General features: G+C 45.5%; 12 protein-coding genes. 9 read left to right on the top strand and 3 right to left on the bottom strand.

What is annotated here, in order from left to right; genetic code table 11:
- Positions 1 to 150 precede the first annotated feature (150 nt).
- A complete protein-coding gene (argA, locus tag B3R91_RS04805) occupies positions 151 to 1,473 on the bottom strand; it encodes an amino-acid N-acetyltransferase (protein WP_191692313.1) in 1,323 nt (440 codons plus the stop codon).
- A 329-nt stretch (positions 1,474 to 1,802) separates the two neighbouring features.
- Between argA and B3R91_RS04800 the strand changes: the two genes are divergently transcribed.
- Positions 1,803 to 2,390 (top strand): hypothetical protein, encoded by a 588-nt coding sequence (locus B3R91_RS04800; RefSeq protein ID WP_144298015.1) that lies wholly within the window; start codon positions 1,803 to 1,805, stop codon positions 2,388 to 2,390.
- 143 nt (positions 2,391 to 2,533) lie between these two features.
- On the opposite strand, the gene B3R91_RS04795 is transcribed toward B3R91_RS04800, so the two are convergent.
- Positions 2,534 to 3,583, bottom strand: a complete 1,050-nt coding sequence (locus tag B3R91_RS04795; RefSeq protein WP_286796683.1) for a patatin-like phospholipase family protein — start codon at positions 3,581 to 3,583, stop codon at positions 2,534 to 2,536.
- 217 nt (positions 3,584 to 3,800) lie between these two features.
- Between B3R91_RS04795 and recG the strand changes: the two genes are divergently transcribed.
- The 8 genes from recG (at position 3,801) to B3R91_RS04755 (ending at position 15,701) form a co-directional block, all read left to right on the top strand.
- Positions 3,801 to 6,116, top strand: a complete 2,316-nt coding sequence (recG, locus tag B3R91_RS04790) for an ATP-dependent DNA helicase RecG (RefSeq protein WP_286796682.1) — start codon at positions 3,801 to 3,803, stop codon at positions 6,114 to 6,116.
- A 391-nt stretch (positions 6,117 to 6,507) separates the two neighbouring features.
- Entirely contained in the window at positions 6,508 to 7,842 is a 1,335-nt protein-coding gene (locus B3R91_RS04785) for an efflux RND transporter periplasmic adaptor subunit (RefSeq protein WP_286796681.1), read from the top strand.
- On the top strand, positions 7,839 to 10,937 hold the full coding sequence (locus B3R91_RS04780; protein ID WP_286796680.1) for an efflux RND transporter permease subunit: 3,099 nt from the start codon (positions 7,839 to 7,841) through the stop codon (positions 10,935 to 10,937). Before B3R91_RS04785 ends, B3R91_RS04780 begins: the two co-directional genes overlap by 4 nt.
- 516 nt (positions 10,938 to 11,453) lie before the next feature.
- Positions 11,454 to 12,476 carry a DUF1852 domain-containing protein gene (locus B3R91_RS04775; RefSeq protein ID WP_286796679.1) on the top strand — a complete coding sequence of 341 codons (1,023 nt, stop codon included), beginning with the start codon at positions 11,454 to 11,456 and terminating at the stop codon, positions 12,474 to 12,476.
- A gap of 83 nt (positions 12,477 to 12,559) precedes the next feature.
- A complete protein-coding gene (locus B3R91_RS04770) occupies positions 12,560 to 13,624 on the top strand; it encodes a methionine synthase (protein WP_286796678.1) in 1,065 nt (354 codons plus the stop codon).
- A 103-nt stretch (positions 13,625 to 13,727) separates the two neighbouring features.
- Positions 13,728 to 14,219 (top strand): flavin reductase, encoded by a 492-nt coding sequence (locus B3R91_RS04765; protein ID WP_286796677.1) that lies wholly within the window; start codon positions 13,728 to 13,730, stop codon positions 14,217 to 14,219.
- 61 nt (positions 14,220 to 14,280) lie between these two features.
- Positions 14,281 to 15,123 carry a sulfite exporter TauE/SafE family protein gene (locus B3R91_RS04760; protein ID WP_144297455.1) on the top strand — a complete coding sequence of 281 codons (843 nt, stop codon included), beginning with the start codon at positions 14,281 to 14,283 and terminating at the stop codon, positions 15,121 to 15,123.
- A 95-nt stretch (positions 15,124 to 15,218) separates the two neighbouring features.
- The gene (locus tag B3R91_RS04755) at positions 15,219 to 15,701 is read left to right on the top strand and encodes a hypothetical protein (RefSeq protein ID WP_286796676.1); all 483 of its coding nucleotides are present in this window, start codon (positions 15,219 to 15,221) and stop codon (positions 15,699 to 15,701) included.
- Positions 15,702 to 15,881: 180 nt separating this feature from the next.
- On the opposite strand, the gene glmS is transcribed toward B3R91_RS04755, so the two are convergent.
- A complete protein-coding gene (gene glmS / locus B3R91_RS04750) occupies positions 15,882 to 17,726 on the bottom strand; it encodes a glutamine--fructose-6-phosphate transaminase (isomerizing) (RefSeq protein ID WP_144297457.1) in 1,845 nt (614 codons plus the stop codon).
- Between the last annotated feature and the right edge of the window lie 18 nt (positions 17,727 to 17,744).

Here is a 17,744-nt window from a genome sequence, read left to right as displayed (position 1 = left end):
CACTTCATGTGTTAATCTAAGTTTTTTTACCCCTTTAGTTTAAAGCGGTTAAAAACAATAAAAAAGCCCTCATAGTGTATGAGGGCTTTTTGCTGTACGCTAATTCGGCCAGTCGATGATTAATCGCTAATTACTTATAGTGTTTTTAAATTAAAGTGTTTTTTGGAAGACTTTAGAATTGCGACCGTTATTGTATTTTTCACGGCGCGCCTCCGGTAAAGCAGCAGCATCAACTTCCGCAAAACCTTGCTCGACAAACCAATGTGCAGTACGAGTGGTCAGGACGAACAACTTATGTAAACCATGGCTGCGCGCTTGTTGCTCCAAAAACGCCAGCAGGTCAGCACCGCGGCTGCCACTACGATATTCAGGATGCACCGCCACACAAGCCACTTCCGCTGAATCTGCATCCAGTGGATAAAGCGCGGCACAACCCAAAATCATACCATCACGCTCAATGACGCTATAGTGGTCAATTTCTTGTTCTAAGCGCTCGCGCGAGCGGCTTACCAAAATACCTTGTTGTTCTAGCGGGGTTAGTAGCTCAAGCAGTCCAACCACATCGTCAATATCAGCACGGCGAATCTCTTCATACGGGTCATGGCTAATCAAGGTGCCAGAACCATCACGGGTAAATAGCTCTTCGAGTAACGCGCCATCTTTGGCATAAGAGATGATATGGGTGCGATGTACGCCTTGACGGCAAGCATTGCTAGCACAGCTTAAGAAGTAATTAATCTCGCAATTTAAATCACGATCGCGTAAAAAGCGGTCGACTTCATTTGGAATCATCTCACGCAACAAGCGGTCGTCATGATTGATGCCGGCTTCTTCGCCTAAGAATATCAGCTTATCAGCACCGAGCGCCACAGCCGCACTAAGCGCTACATCTTCCGCCAATAAGTTGAAAACTTCACCCGTTGCTGAATAACCCATCGAGCCTAAAATCACAATATGGTCATGTAACAGGTTATTTTTAATGGCTTCGACATCGATTGAGCGCACCTCACCAGTCATCTGATAATCAACGCCGTCACGTATTCCATAAGGACGGGCGGTGACAAAGTTGCCCGAAACCGCGTCAATACGCGAGCCGTACATGGGTGAGTTTGCTAAGCCCATCGACAGTTGGGCTTCGATTTGCAAACGAATCGCACCAACCGCTTGTAAGATAGCCGGCATAGCAACACGTGGGGTCACGCGAATATCTTTATGTAAGGGAGAAGTAATCTGCGCATCTTTCAAGTTTTTTTCGATTTGCGGTCGCGCGCCGTGTACCAGTACCAGTTTGATACCCAAGCTATGCAATAAAGCAAAGTCATGAATCAAGGTACTGAAATTGGGATGATTGACCGCCTCACCGCCAAACATAATCACGAAAGTCTTACCGCGATGGGTGTTAATGTAAGGGGCAGAGTTGCGGAACCAGTGTACGTATTCAGGATTAATTTGTGGCATGGCGCTAGTAGTCATAATGGGTGCAATAGTTGTTAGAATAAGAAAAAGAGCGTGACAGCAAAAGCGTGTCGCTAATGAATTACCATAGCAAAAAACACCGTTATGAGCTATCTTTTATTTTAGCCACTTTAATGAATCTTGGTAGCAAATAGATGATATACACAACCTCAACACGGGATTGGTGTACCGCCAAACGCTTTTTGTTATGCTAAGCGCTATTGCTTTAGCACCAGCTTACGCAGATAATTGATAAAAATAACCATGTTGTTGACCGACGCTTTATTAACAAATTGTTTTACCGCTATACTGTTTTACCGATACATTAACTAGGGATAATGAATGTCATGAAGAAAAGTAACCATTTTGCAAACCCATTCAGTGCGTGGAGCGGCCACCGCTTATTTCATGTTGTCGCTGGTACGCTCGTTGGCGTGATGGCAGTGACGCAGGCTTCAGCAATGTTGCCAACGCCAGAGCAAGCCGTTGATAATTCAGTGGCAATCCAGTCGAATGCCAACCCAGTCAGCACTTCAACGGCGCAAGCGGTCAATAGTAAAATCACCGCCTCATTGATTAGTGTTGATGCAAATGGTCAGGAAGTACTGGTTCCAGTCAATGCCAATACGCGCCTGCAGTCAGGGAATGTCTTAGAATATCAAGGCTACTTTACCAATACCAATGCTGATCGCGTACGTAAAATGACCGTCACTATGAGTATTCCTGAGCAAGTAGAATTGCTACGTGCCGTTTCTCCTGACTTCCCTTATGGTAGTGCTGACGGCAATACTTTTGCCCGTATGCCATTACGCGGTAAGGTTGATAATCAATTGCAAGAAATTCCGTTAAAATACTATAAAGCGGTACGTTGGGATTTAGAAGGCGTTGGTTTGAATGATACCGTTGTGGTTAAATATCGTGCACGCGTTAAATAAGTCTGTTTTTTGTTATTTATCTAATGCCTGCCGAATCGAAAAGCACCACAGTCTAAGGTCTAGGCTGTGGTGCTTTTTTTATAAACAACTTACTAACTCAGATTTGGTAAAATGGCTTTTACCAGCTGAATGTGCTTTTGAAATTAAAGCGTGGCATATTTACTTGGCAGCTTTTCTACAAGACCTTTTTCTTGCTGGGCTTTGTCTTTCATAAGTTGCTTAATGGCGGCAATCTGCGGGGTGGTGGCTTGCATACCAGCTGTCATTAGCGCGCGTCGTTGGCTGGTATCTAGCGAGCTAATATGACCGATATCGGGGATAATAATAATATCAGCGCGCTCACGTTCACGGCGCATTGCTGTCGAACGCTTGGTGCTTGCTTGGCTAACACTCGTAACATTGGTTGCGTTAGAAAAATTGGTGACGATATTGCTTTCAAGAAAACCCCAAAAACTACTTAATGAATTGATAGTCGGTATCTTATTATTAGCAGGACTATTAGCATTCGCCGCTGTCACATCAACGGCGATGATAATATCGGCCCCTAAATCACGGGCGGTGTCGACTGGTACTAAGCTGACCACGCCACCATCGACATATTTTTTACCAATCTTTTCAGGAATGCGCGGCGCGATAAAAATATTGGGTACGCTGCAAGATGCTTGCACCGCAAGTCCGGCATCGCCACTGCTAAAAACGGCCTTTTTTAGCGTGTGTTTTTCGGCAGCGACGGCGGCAAAAGATATTGGAAAATTTTCTATAGCGCGTCCGCCAACTTTTGCATTAATAAAGTTTTTTAGCTTAATACCCTCGATAAAGCCTTGATTGGATAAAGTGAAATCTGTTAGTTCACTGTCAGAAGTATTTAACGCCATTTGTTCAAGCTGCTTGGCGTTATAACCACTGGCATATAAGCTGCCAATCAGACCACCAATACTGGTACCGACCACTAGCGTTGGCGTGATACCGTTTTCTTCTAAGGCTTTAATCACGCCAATATGGGCAAAGCCCTTGGCACCGCCGCCGCCTAAGACTAAGGCGACCTTTGGCTGGTTTTCTATAGGTGCGCCGGTTTCAATAACTGGCGGTAAACTTTGGCAAGCACTAATGAACACGCCCAATATGCCAAGCATACTAAATCGCAGCAAGAATGATAAATGACGATAGCCATTATAATGAGTAGATAAAAACATATGCAAAAATCACCATAGAGCAATAAAGAGGTATACGATAAGCCATTCATCAGTCGCTTACTGAGAAATCAGCTAGACGCCATATCGTTAAATAGCTTAGCATAGGCAAGTCGCTTGTCAGTTATAATCACTCTGACTGCATTTTTATAGAGGTTGATGATTATAGCTTTTATAAGACCAAATATACGTTAAATCATAACCATCATTAGGATTATTGATGCCCACATCGGTTAGCCGCACTCCTACCTTGAACTCAGCAGACGCTATAAGGCCTGAGATGCCCGTTTTCGCGCTCGATATGCCGGTGACGGCACTGGCGGGCGTGGGGCCAAAAGTGGCGGAGCAATTGTCCCAGTTAGGTATTAAGCGCATTTTTGATTTGCTGCTGCATCTACCGCGTGATTATGAAGATCGTAGCCGATTGGTATCGATAGCCGATGTGGCGCATGGGCAAGCTGCCTTGATTACAGGACGGGTGGTGCATGTCGATACCAAGCGTAGTGGTATGACCGTGGTGGTTGATGATGATACTGGCACGATATCGCTGCGTTTCTTTAAGGTGTATCGCGGCCTTGCGCAAACGATGAGTCTTGGCACGCAGCTGCAATTATTTGGTGAAGTAAAGGTCAGTCGTTACGGTAAGCAGATACATCATCCTGAATATCAAGTGATCAGTAGTAATGAAGCCATCGTCAATACAGGCTTACAGCCGATTTATCCGAGCGTGAAAGGCTTACATCAAAATAAGCTGCGTACGCTAATCAAGCTTGCGCTGCAAACGGTGCGCACCCAAGGCTTACCGATGACCTTGTTCACGCCTGCTGACTTTGTTGTGGTTGCTGATTTGCCGTTAGCACCTTTCGAGCCTGCTAAACTGGCAATGGCAGACGATGATTTTCCAGACGATATATTCTCAACCCTTGCGCGTCGTGTGCCTGACAATTCAATAAGCAATATTGGCCACACAACTGCAGTTAATGACATGGCTAATCAAAACGTTTATAACCTAACGATATTTGAAGCCTTGGTATTGCTGCATACGCCGCCGACTTATACCGATGCAGGTCGACAATATCAGCTGCTTACGCAACTAAGCGCCCGCACCCATGCTGCCTGTCAGCGATTAATCATTGAAGAATTAACCGCGCATCAACTTAGTCTGTTATATCGCCGTCAGCAATTGCATCAGCATAAAGCCCCCAAGTGTACGATGAATAGCCCGCTTGCCGATCAGTTATTTGCCGCCTTGCCGTTTGATTTAACCGGTGCGCAGCAACGCGTCATGAAAGACATCACGGCTGATATGGCGACTTCTATTCCGATGCTCCGACTGGTACAAGGCGATGTGGGCGCAGGCAAAACCTTGGTCGCTGCAGGCGCGGCGGGCTATGCACTCGATAGTGGCTGGCAGGTTGCGGTCATGGCACCAACAGAAATCTTAGCAGAGCAGCATTTGGTCAATTTTAAAAACTGGTTTGAGCCGTTAGGGGTCGGCGTTGGCTGGCTGGCTGGTAAGCAAACCGCCAAGCAGCGCCGCGAAGCGTTAGAAGCGGTAGCAGAAAATACGGTGCAAGTGGTGGTTGGTACGCATGCCTTATTCCAAGAGCAGGTGCAATTTGCTAAATTGGGCTTGGTCATTATTGATGAACAGCACCGCTTTGGCGTTGAGCAGCGAATGGCCTTGACCAATAAGGGCGTGGCCAATAGTACTCCGCATCAGCTGATTATGACGGCAACCCCGATACCGCGGACGCTGGCGATGAGTGTGTATGGCGATATGGATACGTCCATCATTGATGAGCTGCCTCCGGGGCGTACGCCAATTACCACGGTGACGATTGACCGTAACCGCCGCGACGAAGTCATTGAGCGTATTGCGGTCAATTGTGAGGCAGGTAGGCAGGCGTATTGGGTCTGCTCATTGGTAGAAGAATCAAGCGTGCTTGATGCGCAAGCAGCAGAAGCGACTTATGAAGATTTAAATGAGCGCTTAGATATTCGCATTGGCTTGGTACATGGCAAAATGAAATCTGCTGATAAACAAGCCATTATGCAAGAGTTTAAAGCGGGCAAATTAGATTTATTGATTGCGACAACAGTCATCGAAGTTGGGGTTGATGTACCTAATGCCTCACTCATGGTGATTGAGAATGCTGAACGTTTGGGATTATCACAACTACATCAGTTGCGCGGGCGGGTTGGGCGTGGTTCGACCAAAAGTTTCTGCGTACTGTTATACCAAAAGCCGCTGTCGGAGACGGGTACGGAGCGCTTAAATGTGCTGCGTGACAGCACCGACGGTTTTGTGATTGCGCAAAAAGACTTGGAGCTACGCGGCCCCGGTGAGCTGTTAGGCAAACGTCAAACCGGTAACGTCGGTTATTATTTGGCCGACCTTATCCGCGATGAGCAACTATTTGCCATTGCGCAGCGCCTAGCGAAACATCTTATCTCTGACCCAACACGTAAAGCGGACGTCAGCCAACTTATCCATCGCTGGATGCCAGAAGCCAGTCGCTATACCAATGCTTAATAATTAACGCTTGCTTAGTAACTGAGCCAATTCTCTGTCATCAACTCTCCTAAAAAAGCCATTATTTTTTTAAAGATAATGGCTTTTTCTTATGGGTTTTATAGGCTATCTAGAAGTTAGAAGGTAATACCAGCCTATTTAAGTTCATTAACGAGATGTTCTGATTATTTGTAATTTTTATCCGTTTCGCTTGGTCAGTTTTACGCCCATCCTTTATTAATAGAAGCAGACTTACGAAGCTAAAACACGATATATAAAAATAAGATGATGACTTAATATATGCTATCCTCAATAAATTTATAGACTATTGTAATCATAAACAGCCCCTTTTTTAGCTATAATTTTCTAACTTTATACCCTTTCTAATTGCCTGTATTGACAGAGAGTTATCATGAGCGATGTTGAAGACAACCAGCGACCAGTTGAACCAGAGCTACCACCTTACCGCCAAGCGGATGCACGTGCGCCCAAATCATCATCGAAATATCCTTGGTGGTTATTGCCAGTATTAGCCGTAGTCCTTGTGATTGGGGTTTTGGTCGGTAAGTATTGGGGCGGCGATAAAGATGCGAGTGTTGATTCATCAGCGGCTAACAAGGCACAAAGCGCAAACGCTGACCCAAAAGAGAGTAGCAATCAACAGGCAGTGCTTTCGGTCGAAACGGTGATGCCAAGCCAAGACAGTATTGGCAATACCTTAAGCGCTGACGGCACCATCAGTGCCAAAGATGTCGCCAATGTCAGCCCTAAAGTAAATGGTGTGGCTATCGAGCAGGTGTTGGTTGAAGAGGGCGATCGGGTCAAAGCGGGGCAAGTCTTGGCAATATTTGATACCGATGCCATGCAGCAGCAAGTCTTGCAAGCGGAAGCCGATGTTGCCGAAGCCGAAGCAACGCTTGCCAATGCAACTGCCGATGCCGCTCGTGTCCTGCCATTAATTGAGATAGATGCCATTAGTAGGCAAGAAGCGGATCGCTATCGTACCTCAAAGCTACAGGCAGAGGCGGCCTTGCAAGCGTCGAAAGCGCGTCTTAGTACCCAACGCTTGAGTGTGAAAAACGCCAATGTGGTCGCGCCAGTCAGCGGTGTTATCAGTGAAAAAATGGCGGAAGTCGGTATGGTTGCTGGAGGCGAGCCATTATTTACCATTATTAAAGGCGGTATTTTAGAGTGGCGTGCGGATATCGATCCTAAGCTGCTCGGCGAAGTCAGTGTCGGTACGCCAGTGCGCGTCAGCTTGCCAGCCGGCGATTCGGTCATGGGTAAAGTTAATCGTATTGCGCCAACGGCCGATGATAATCGCCAAATCACCATTTATGCTAGCCTTGCGCCAAACTCAAAAGTACGCGCGGGCATGTATCAAACGGGCGAGTTTTTATTGGGTAGTACCAGCGCGCAAACGGTGCCCAATAGCGCTATCGTCAGTAATGACGGCTATGATTACGTGATGCTAGTGACCAATATTAAGAGCCAAGACGGTCAAAACATTGGCCGTATCAAGCAACAACGCGTGAGTTTGGGTGAGCGCTTTGGTGATAACGTGGCGCTGACAGAGCCACTGCCGGCAGACAGCCGACTTGTAAAGCAAGGCGGTAGCTTTTTAAATGATGGCGACTTGGTACGTATCGTTGATGGTCTAAATACCGCCAATGATAAATCAGGCAGCCAAACTGGTAAAGTTGCAAACACTGCAAGTACGAGCACAGCCACGCAGGCACGCTCATGAGTTTAAATGTCTCCGCTTACTCGATTAGAAATCCTTTGATTGCCATCTTACTGTTTGTGCTGCTGACCTTGGGCGGCATCTACGGTTTTATGCAAATGAAGGTGCAGCAATTCCCTGATATTGACCTGCCAGCGGTGGTAGTCACCGTCACTTTGCCGGGTGCCGCGCCATCGCAGCTCGAAAACGACATTGCCAAAAAAATAGAAAATAAGCTCACCAGTATTGAGGGCGTTAAGCATATTCGTACCACCCTACAAACGGGTGCCGCGACCATGGTCACCGAGTTTGTCCTAGAAAAAGACATACAAGAAGCAGTCGACGATGTACGTTCGGCGGTCGGTGAGGTACGTGGCGATTTGCCAGCTGCGGCCAATGATCCAATCATTACCAAAGTCTCAACGGCCGGGTTTCCCGTCGTCACTTACTCTGTTGCCTCTGACAATATGAACGTCGAGGACTTATCTTGGTTCGTCGATGATACGGTCACCAAGCGTTTATCCGATATTCCAGGGGTCAGTACCGTTAGCCGCATCGGTGGTTTGCAACGTGAAATCACCGTTGCCGCCGACCCAATTGCGTTGAGCGGTTTGAAATATCCTATCGCCCAGTTATCAGAACAAATCACCGGTATTCAACAAGACAGCTCAGGCGGTGAAGCGGAAGTAGGCAAGACCACCCAGACCATTCGGGTACTTGGTGCGGTTGAACGTGCCAGTGATTTAAACAATTTACAAGTCGCGGTGCCGACGGGTGGTACGCAAGCGCTTGGACGTATGGCGCAAATCACCGATGGCGCTGCTGACCCAAGCTCGATTGCTAAGCTTGATGGGCAAACAGTGGTGGCATTTAATATCACCCGTTCGCGCGGTGCCAGTGAGGTTGAAGTGATGGAGCTGGTTGACGCCGAGCTTGCCAAGCTGTCAGCCGATGTCGGCAATATCGATATTGAAAAAGTCTATGATAGAGCCACGCCAATTGCTGAAGATTATCAAGCGTCGTTACGCATGCTAATAGAAGGCGGTTTACTTGCAGTCGTCGTGGTGTTCTTATTTTTACGCAATATCCGCGCGACTTTTGTGGCGGCCGTGGCGTTACCGTTGTCAGTTATTCCTACTTTTTTAGGGATGTACTTATTCGGATTTAGCCTTAATATTATCTCGTTATTGGCGCTGTCATTGGTCATCGGGGTCTTGGTCGATGATGCGATTGTAGAAGTTGAAAACATTATCCGCCATTTGCGCATGGGCAAGACGCCTTATGAAGCGGCAATGGAAGCAGCTGATGAGATTGGTTTAGCCGTTGTCGCGACCACATTTACCCTAATTGCAGTGTTTTTACCGACAGCTTTTATGGGCGGGATTGTCGGGCAGTTTTTCCGGCAATTTGGTTGGACTGCCGCCTTATCGATATTTGCGTCGTTAATGGTTGCGCGTCTTATCACCCCGATGATGGCCGCTTATATATTGCGACCAGAAAAAAAGCATGTCGAAAAACAAAGCGCGCTCATGGATTGGTATCTAAAAGTGGTCTCTTGGACGCTGCATCACCGCTGGATTACCATGGGTGCGACGCTAATATTATTTGTAGCATCACTTGCTTTGGTAAAATTACTACCAACGTCCTTTATTCCTGATAATGATATTGACCAAACGCGGGTTGAGATTGAGCTAACCCCAGATGTAGCGCTAGAAGATACCGAACGTGTGGCGGCGATGGCTAGTGAGCGTATATTGGCCATGCCTGAAGTGAGCCATATTTTTACCTCGGTAGGCGAAGCGCAAGCGGCAATAGAGGCCAGCTCAGGCGGCAAAGCTGAAAATATCGCGGGCTTAGATATCGTACTTGCTCCGCGCGCAGAGCGTGCCTCTAAGCAAGAGATTGAACGGCAGATAAGCAGCATGCTCTCAGAAGTACCCGGCGCACGCTTTACGGTTGGTTTATCGAGTGGCGGTGAGACCGGTTATAATTTTTCTTTGACCAGTACCGATCCGCAACTGCTCGAGCAAACCGCGCAGCAAATAATGACAGAGATTCGTGCATTACCAAGTGCCGGCGCTGTCACCAGTGACCGCAGTCTACCGCGTCAAGAGCTAACGGTAACTCCAGACAGACTGGCGATGGCGGATAAAGGCGTGACCACGCAAGATATCGCCACTACCTTACGTGTGGCGACTGTTGGTGACTATGAGCAGCGGTTATCTAAGCTCAATCTCGATACACGCCAGATTCCTATCGTGGTGCGCCTGCCAGATGTTGCCAAACAAAATGTCAGTCAATTAGAAGGCTTATATGTGCCAAGCGCCTTACCACCGGGACAAGGCGTACGGGTAGGTGAGGTGGCATCGTTAAACTTTGGTACCGGACCTGCACAAATCAGCCGCCTTGATCGTGAGCGGGCGATTAGTATCACCGTGCAGCCTGCCAATGGCGAGCTTGGGGACTTGGTGCAAGCAGTTAAAGCCATACCCAGTATGCAGCAGCTGCCGGCCTCTATTACTATTATTGACCAAGGACAAGCCGAGAATATGGCTGAGCTATTTAGTGGCTTTGTGATTGCGATGTCTGTCGGTGTGGTCTGTATCTTAGGCGTGCTGATTTTATTATTTGGGCGGATATTGCAGCCATTTACCATTTTGATGGCTCTGCCGCTGTCTATCGGTGGCGCTTTTGTCGGCTTAGTGATTACCAAAAGTAGTCTGTCGATGCCATCGATGATTGGTTTTATCATGTTGATGGGCATCGCCACCAAAAACTCTATCTTGTTGGTCGATTACGCATTGATTGCTCAGCGCCGAGGTTTGGCGCGTTTTGATGCCATTATCGATTCTTGTCGTAAGCGTGCGCGGCCGATTATCATGACCACCATTGCGATGGGTGCGGGCATGATGCCATTAGTCTTTGGTTGGGGAGATGCCGATCCTACCTTCCGTCGTCCGATGGCTGCCGCGGTATTGGGTGGTTTGGCCACCTCAACCCTATTAAGCCTCGTAGTCATTCCCGTGGTTTATACCTTGATGGACGACTTATCAGGATGGTTTGGCAAATGGTTGATACCGCATGGTAAAGAGAAGGAAAGCGTCGTTATTGAAAAATAATTTGTGCTGGTAAAGCTGCTAGATCAACCACACGGAAAGTAGTTGATTTAGGGTTTTGCACCCTGTTAATCATAAGGACTAGGATTACGATCGACTTTTAGAATATTGCCAAAACTTAAGGCATAGCCCAAATTAAAGCCATGCTGACTACAACATATCTAGAAACCTAACCGCAAGCATGGCTGTTAATATAAAAATTAGAGCGCTCACGCATAATGCCTGCCAGAGATATTTTTTGTCATCCATAATTAACTACCTTATATTCTTTTATATGAATATAACACGTTAATTATTTTCTAATGCAAAAAAATCACTCAAAATATCATTATTCATAAAATCTTCTGCCACGCTCCTAGTTACCAAGTCCTATTCCATAACCTTGTCTTATCAACGTGAATTTAACTCATCTTAGATTTAAATAGTATCATTTTTATTCATGACTGCGTTCGGGTATGATTTATCTCATACACAAATTTGGTTTTATCTCACACAATGAGAATAGGGTAGCGGATTATCATGAATAAACAATTTACATATTCCATCTCGAGCATTCGTTTTGATGAAAACTATCATCCGGCAGATAGCACACGTCTGACGACGAACTTTGCCAATTTGGCGCGCGGTGAGCAGCGTGAAGAAAATCTGCGTAAAACACTAAGAATGATCAATAATCGTTTTAACGCTTTGGCGCATTGGGATAACCCAACCGCCGACCGTTACTCTGTTGAAGTTGATATTATTTCAGCAGATTTAGATATTGAAGGTAATGGCGATACTTTTCCGGTCATCGAAACGCTAAAAACCACGATCGTCGACCATAAAGACAATACCCGTATCGACGGTATGATTGGTAATAGTTTTTCCTCTTATGTACGCGATTATGACTTTAGCGTTGTCCTATTAGAGCATTTCGATAAAAACCCGTCATCGCCACCGCCGGCAGATTTTGGTGACTTACATGGCAAACTGTTTCAGTATTTATTGAATTCAGAAGCCTATCAAGCTGAGTTTAATAAACAGCCGGTGATTTGCCTAAGTGTATCGACCAGTAAAACCTATCATCGTACGATTAACCAGCATCCGGTGTTAGGGGTTGAATACCGACAAGACGAATATTCTTTAACTGACGATTATTTTCATAAAATGGGCTTAACCGTGCGCTATTTTATGCCTGCTGGTAGTGTTGCGCCTTTAGCGTTTTATTTTGCTGGTGATTTGCTGAGTGACTACACCGATCTTGAGCTCATCAGTGCGATTGCAACTATGGAAACCTTCCAAAAGATTTACCGTCCTGAAATTTATAATGCCAACTCGACGGCAGGTCAGGTATATCAGCCCAGTTTGAAGTACCAAGATTATTCACTCACGCAAATCGTTTATGACCGTGAAGAGCGTAGCCAGATGGCAGTGAAGCAAGGTAAGTTTACGCACGAGCAGTTTATCAAGCCTTACCAAGCGATTCTTGAAGAATGGGCGGCAAGCTATGAGGTGAATGAGCACGCGGCAGAAGCATGTGCGGATAAAGAGTACGCTGCCTAACTATTTTCAACCTAGATACGTTCAATTTAAATACTATCAATCTAGCTGGAATGAGAATACCAATAAATAAGAAGATAAATGTTATGACACTGCTATTACCAACACAAAAGTTATTATCGACACAAAGATTATTACCAACCTCAACCGCTGGCAGCTTGCCAAAACCGTCTTGGCTAGCTGAACCGGAAAAAATTTGGTCACCTTGGGCTTTAGAGGGCGAGCAACTGCTCGAAGCCAAACAAGATGCGTTACGGGTTTCATTGCAAGAACAACTGCATGCCGAGATTGATATTGTCAGTGATGGCGAGCAGACACGTCAGCATTTTGTGACTACCTTTATTGAACATCTTGATGGTGTCGATTTCGAAAAGCGTGAAACAGTTAAAATTCGCAATCGTTATGAGGCAAGTGTTCCGTCAGTTGTGGGTAGCGTAAGTCGCCAAAAAGCTGTGTTTGTTGACGATGCTAAATTTTTACGCTCGCAAACCGATCAACCTATCAAATGGGCGTTGCCCGGCCCAATGACGATGATTGATACCTTATATGATGGTCATTATAAAAGCCGTGAAAAATTGGCTTGGGAATTTGCCAAAATTTTAAATCAAGAAGCGAAAGATTTAGAAGCGGCTGGTGTGGACATCATTCAATTCGATGAACCAGCGTTTAACGTGTTTTTTGATGATGTTAACGACTGGGGTATTGCCACTTTAGAGCGTGCTATTGAAGGTCTAAAATGTGAAACGGCGGTGCACATTTGCTACGGCTACGGTATCAAAGCCAATACCGATTGGAAAAAAACTTTAGGGACAGAGTGGCGTCAATATGAGCAAGCCTTTCCAAAATTGCAGCAGTCAAATATCGATATTGTCTCGCTGGAGTGTCAAAACTCGCATGTACCGATGGATTTGATTGAACTGATTCGCGGTAAAAAGGTAATGGTCGGCGCCATTGATGTGGCAACCAATAATATCGAAACACCGGAAGAAGTAGCAGATACGTTACGTAAAGCGCTGCAGTTTGTCGATGCAGATAAGCTTTATCCTTCGACCAACTGCGGCATGGCACCGTTATCTCGCCAAGTTGCACGCAGCAAATTACAAGCCTTGAGCGCAGGTGCAGCTATTGTACGTAAAGAGCTTAGCGTTTAGCATTTCTTAACAAAGCTTACCTTGTTTAAACCCATGAGTGACCTCAGTTATCAATGTACTTAAAGATTAAAGTACTTAAAGATTAAAATTTAGGAGTTAAGTCATGATTGAAGCAACTGATTTTAGAGATGCCATGTCTCTATTACCGACAGCGGTCAATGTGATCACCACAAAAGGTGACTCTGGCTGTCATGGGTTTACCGCCTCGGCGGTCTGTAGCGTGACCGATACACCGCCAACCTTGCTGGTCTGTATGAATCAGAGCTCGCGCTCACACGAACATTTTCTTGAAAACAAAACGTTAAGTGTCAATGTCTTAGGTACGCAGCACGAACCCATATCTAATGCCTTTGCCTCCAAACTATGCTCAGAAGAGCGTTTTTGTCACGGTGCTTGGACGACATTAACCACAGGTGCCCCTGTTTTAGAGGATGCGCTGGTCAGTTTTGATTGTGAAATTGATGACATTCAACAAGTCGGCACACACAGTATTTTTATGTGCCGCGTGGTCGCCATCAAACAAGGTGTGAGCGATGAAAGTTTGGTGTATTTCAATCGCTCGTACCATCAAGTGGGTCAAACAGAAATCGCTTAACCTACTTTTAAAGCCCTTGTTATTTAACTAAAACTATAGCTAACTGAGAAGTAACTATCCTGTGGAAATACTCATTTTTTTAATAATAGGCGCGCTAGCAGGATTTGCTGCCGGGCTTTTTGGTGTGGGCGGTGGCACGATTATTGTGCCTTTATTGTTTGTCGTTTTTACCCAAATGGATTACAGCCCTGACAGCATTATGCATTTAGCATTAGGGACGTCATTGGCGACTATTATTGTCACCTCTATCAGCTCGCTTATGGCACACAATAAAAAAGGCGCTGTGATGTGGCCGGTGTTTAAAAATCTGGCACCAGGTTTAGCGCTAGGTTGTTTCTTAGGCGCGGGGATTGCAGGGCAGATATCTGGGTTGTATCTTCAGCTGATTGTTGGGGTTTTTTTACTGTGGGTTGCTTATAAGATGTTTTTTGCCGGTAAAAAACCTGTTGCTAATCATTCTAGTGGCGCTAATGATGTCAGTAGCGCCAACTACGCCAATCCAGTACTACCCTCAAAACCTAAGCAATTAGCAGCAGGCGGGGTTATTGGTGTCGCTTCTGCTATCTTTGGTATTGGCGGTGGCAGCTTAACCGTGCCTTATCTCACGCGTTATAATGTGGTGATGCAAAAAGCGGTTGGGACTTCAGCGGCGTGCGGGTTGCCGATTGCTATAGCCGGTGCATTAGGGTTTATGTTTTTTGGCATGCAGCAGCAAGTCGATGTGCCTAATACCATTGGCTTTGTACATATTTATGCCTTTTTAGGCATTAGTATTATGAGCTTTTTTACCGCAAAATTAGGCGCAAAAGTCGCTCATATACTATCGCCAGAACTATTAAAAAAATGCTTTGCGGTATTATTAACGGTGGTGGGATTTTATTTTCTGTATAAAGGGCTGGTTTAATTATTCATGTTTGTATAATAGGGCGTGTTTTCATTTAGAATGAGGATGCGCCCTAATCATATTATTTTGGCTAATTAGGTTCAACAAAGATAATTATGTTCAATAAACTTAAAGCATTGATTCTACTTTTATCTTTTCTCACAGTCATTGCCTGTTCGAATGATAATTCGGTTTTAGCTCGTGATGAAAAGGTTACCACAGCTAGCAATCACGAGCGCGATGTACAGGAGATGTATCGTAATATTGATACATTAAAAAGAGAGCTGCCAAGCGTAATTGATGAAGTCACTACGTTAGAAAAGATTGATTTTGATGGAACAACGGTTACTTTCGGTTATCGGCTAAAGATATCTGATTATAATGCTTCTGAAAGAAAAGAGCTTGAAACGGCAATGCGTAATGAACATACTAAGTTAGCCTGTGCAGAAGCAGAAGTTATGCAAGGGATAAATAAGGGATTCGATTATCAGTATAGTTATTACGATTTAGATGATAGTAAGGTGGCTAGTTTTGAGGTCACAAAAGACATTTGCGACAACTTAAATAAGGCTGACTCTGAAATTGAAATAGGGACATAATCAACTCTGGGTTACTTTGCTGCTGAATATAATATATATACTGAGATATATCCAAATTATTGAAATTTTTTATGTCCATTATAAAAAAAGTGCTTTGCTATCTATATGGTACTAGACAGCAAAGCACTTAGTGTTATACAATATTAAGATAAAAAAATATTTTAAAATCAAACACTTATCTTACTCGACCGTGACTGATTTTGCGAGATTACGTGGCTGATCAACATCCGTACCACGCATCACCGCGACATGATACGACAACAACTGCACCGGTACGCTATAAACGATAGGGGCAAGCGTCTCGCAAACCTCAGGGACATAAACCACGTGCATTCTATCTTCTGCGACCATCTTGCTTTCTTCACTGGCAAAAACAAACAGCTCACCGTGACGCGCATGTACCTCTTGCATGTTTGCTTTTAGCTTATCAAACATACTGTCTTTTGGCGCGAGCACCACGATAGGCATGTCTTTATCGACCAACGCTAATGGGCCGTGTTTTAGCTCACCGGCGGCATAGCCTTCTGCGTGAATATAAGAGATTTCTTTTAGCTTCAATGCGCCTTCTAAGGCGATTGGGAATTGTAAACCGCGACCTAAGAATAAGCAGCTTTTCTTATATTCAAAGTGCTCACTCATGACTTTGATAGGCGCATCGAGTTGTAAGCTGGCATGTAGTTGCCCGCGTAGCGCTTGTAATTTGCCCAGCAAGGTGGTTAATTTTTCACCTGTCATACGCGTTTGTACAACACCCACTTTTAATACCAGTAACATCAACGCGGCAAGCTGAGTGGTAAAGGCTTTGGTAGAAGCAACGCCAATCTCAGGGCCGGCAAGCGTTGGTAAAAAGATATCGGTTTCACGTACCAAAGATGAGGTCGGTACATTACATAAAGCCAAGCTGACGAGGCCTGCTGGCGTATGTTTTTGGATATCGCGTAGCGCCGATAAGGTATCCGCGGTTTCGCCTGATTGCGAGATGCAAATGACCAAGGTGTCATCGACGACCACTGGATTGCGGTAGCGGAACTCACTAGCCACTTCAACCGAACACGGCACGCGAATCAGGCTCTCAAACCAATATTTTGCGACCAAACCTGAATGATAACTGGTGCCACAAGCGATGACTTGAACATTCTTGATACCTTTTAACTGCGCTTCATGACGCTGCAAAAAGTCATCACGCAGCTTAGACGGCTCATCAAAGTCTAACGCCATCTCAATCGTACGGGCAACCGCATCTGGCTGCTCATAGATTTCTTTGAGCATATAATGTTTGAACTCGCCTTTATCAGCATTATGCTGGGCGGCATCAATCTCGTGTATCTGGCGTTTTACTTTTACGCCGTCTGCATAAACTTCAATACTATTACGGGTTAATTTGGCGATATCGCCTTCTTCTAGGTACATAAAGCGATTGGTCACAGGCAAAAGCGCCAATTGATCAGAGGCAATAAAGTTCTCACCGATACCTACACCGATGACCAAAGGCGACCCTAAACGGACGGTAATCAGCTCGTCTGGGCAATCAATATGCACAATGCCAAGGGCAAACGCGCCATGTAATAACGGAATAACTGCGCGTACCGCTTCTAGTAAATCAGGCTTATTTTTGTAGATATCATTGATTAGATGAGCGACGACTTCGGTATCAGTTTGCGAGGTAAACTCGTAGCCTTTAGCAATCAGCTCTTCTTTTAGCTCAGCATAGTTCTCAACGATACCATTGTGTACCACGGCGATTTTACCAGATACATGTGGATGGGCGTTACGCTGTGCAGGTTCGCCATGCGTGGCCCAGCGCGTATGTGCAATACCGATATGACCGTCGAAAAATTCAGGATTGACGGCGACGGCATCGACCAACGCTTGTACTTTGCCCACTTGGCGCTCGCGATGTAGCTCGCCATTACGGATAACAGTCAGACCAGCAGAGTCATAACCACGGTATTCTAGGCGTTTAAGGCCTTCAAGTAAGATATTGGCAATATTCCGCTCAGCAACTGCTCCAACGATTCCACACATAATTATTCCTTAAATTTT

It is taken from the genome of Psychrobacter sp. UBA6291, assembly GCF_002439405.1.
GTDB classification, from domain to species: domain Bacteria; phylum Pseudomonadota; class Gammaproteobacteria; order Pseudomonadales; family Moraxellaceae; genus Psychrobacter; species Psychrobacter faecalis.
This window is presented reverse-complemented; position numbering and strand designations above follow the sequence as displayed.

Excerpts from the sequence above, each read along its gene's own strand:
- B3R91_RS04765 (WP_286796677.1), top strand. The coding sequence starts at position 13,728 with ATGATTGAAGCAACTGATTTTAGAGATGCCATGTCTCTATTACCGACA.
- B3R91_RS04775 (WP_286796679.1), top strand. The coding sequence starts at position 11,454 with ATGAATAAACAATTTACATATTCCATCTCGAGCATTCGTTTTGATGAA.
- B3R91_RS04770 (WP_286796678.1), top strand. The coding sequence starts at position 12,560 with ATGACACTGCTATTACCAACACAAAAGTTATTATCGACACAAAGATTA.
- B3R91_RS04780 (WP_286796680.1), top strand. The coding sequence starts at position 7,839 with ATGAGTTTAAATGTCTCCGCTTACTCGATTAGAAATCCTTTGATTGCC.
- B3R91_RS04800 (WP_144298015.1), top strand. The coding sequence starts at position 1,803 with ATGAAGAAAAGTAACCATTTTGCAAACCCATTCAGTGCGTGGAGCGGC.
- B3R91_RS04785 (WP_286796681.1), top strand. The coding sequence starts at position 6,508 with ATGAGCGATGTTGAAGACAACCAGCGACCAGTTGAACCAGAGCTACCA.
- glmS (WP_144297457.1), bottom strand. The coding sequence starts at position 17,726 with ATGTGTGGAATCGTTGGAGCAGTTGCTGAGCGGAATATTGCCAATATC.
- argA (WP_191692313.1), bottom strand. The coding sequence starts at position 1,473 with ATGACTACTAGCGCCATGCCACAAATTAATCCTGAATACGTACACTGG.
- B3R91_RS04755 (WP_286796676.1), top strand. The coding sequence starts at position 15,219 with ATGTTCAATAAACTTAAAGCATTGATTCTACTTTTATCTTTTCTCACA.
- B3R91_RS04795 (WP_286796683.1), bottom strand. The coding sequence starts at position 3,583 with ATGTTTTTATCTACTCATTATAATGGCTATCGTCATTTATCATTCTTG.
- recG (WP_286796682.1), top strand. The coding sequence starts at position 3,801 with ATGCCCACATCGGTTAGCCGCACTCCTACCTTGAACTCAGCAGACGCT.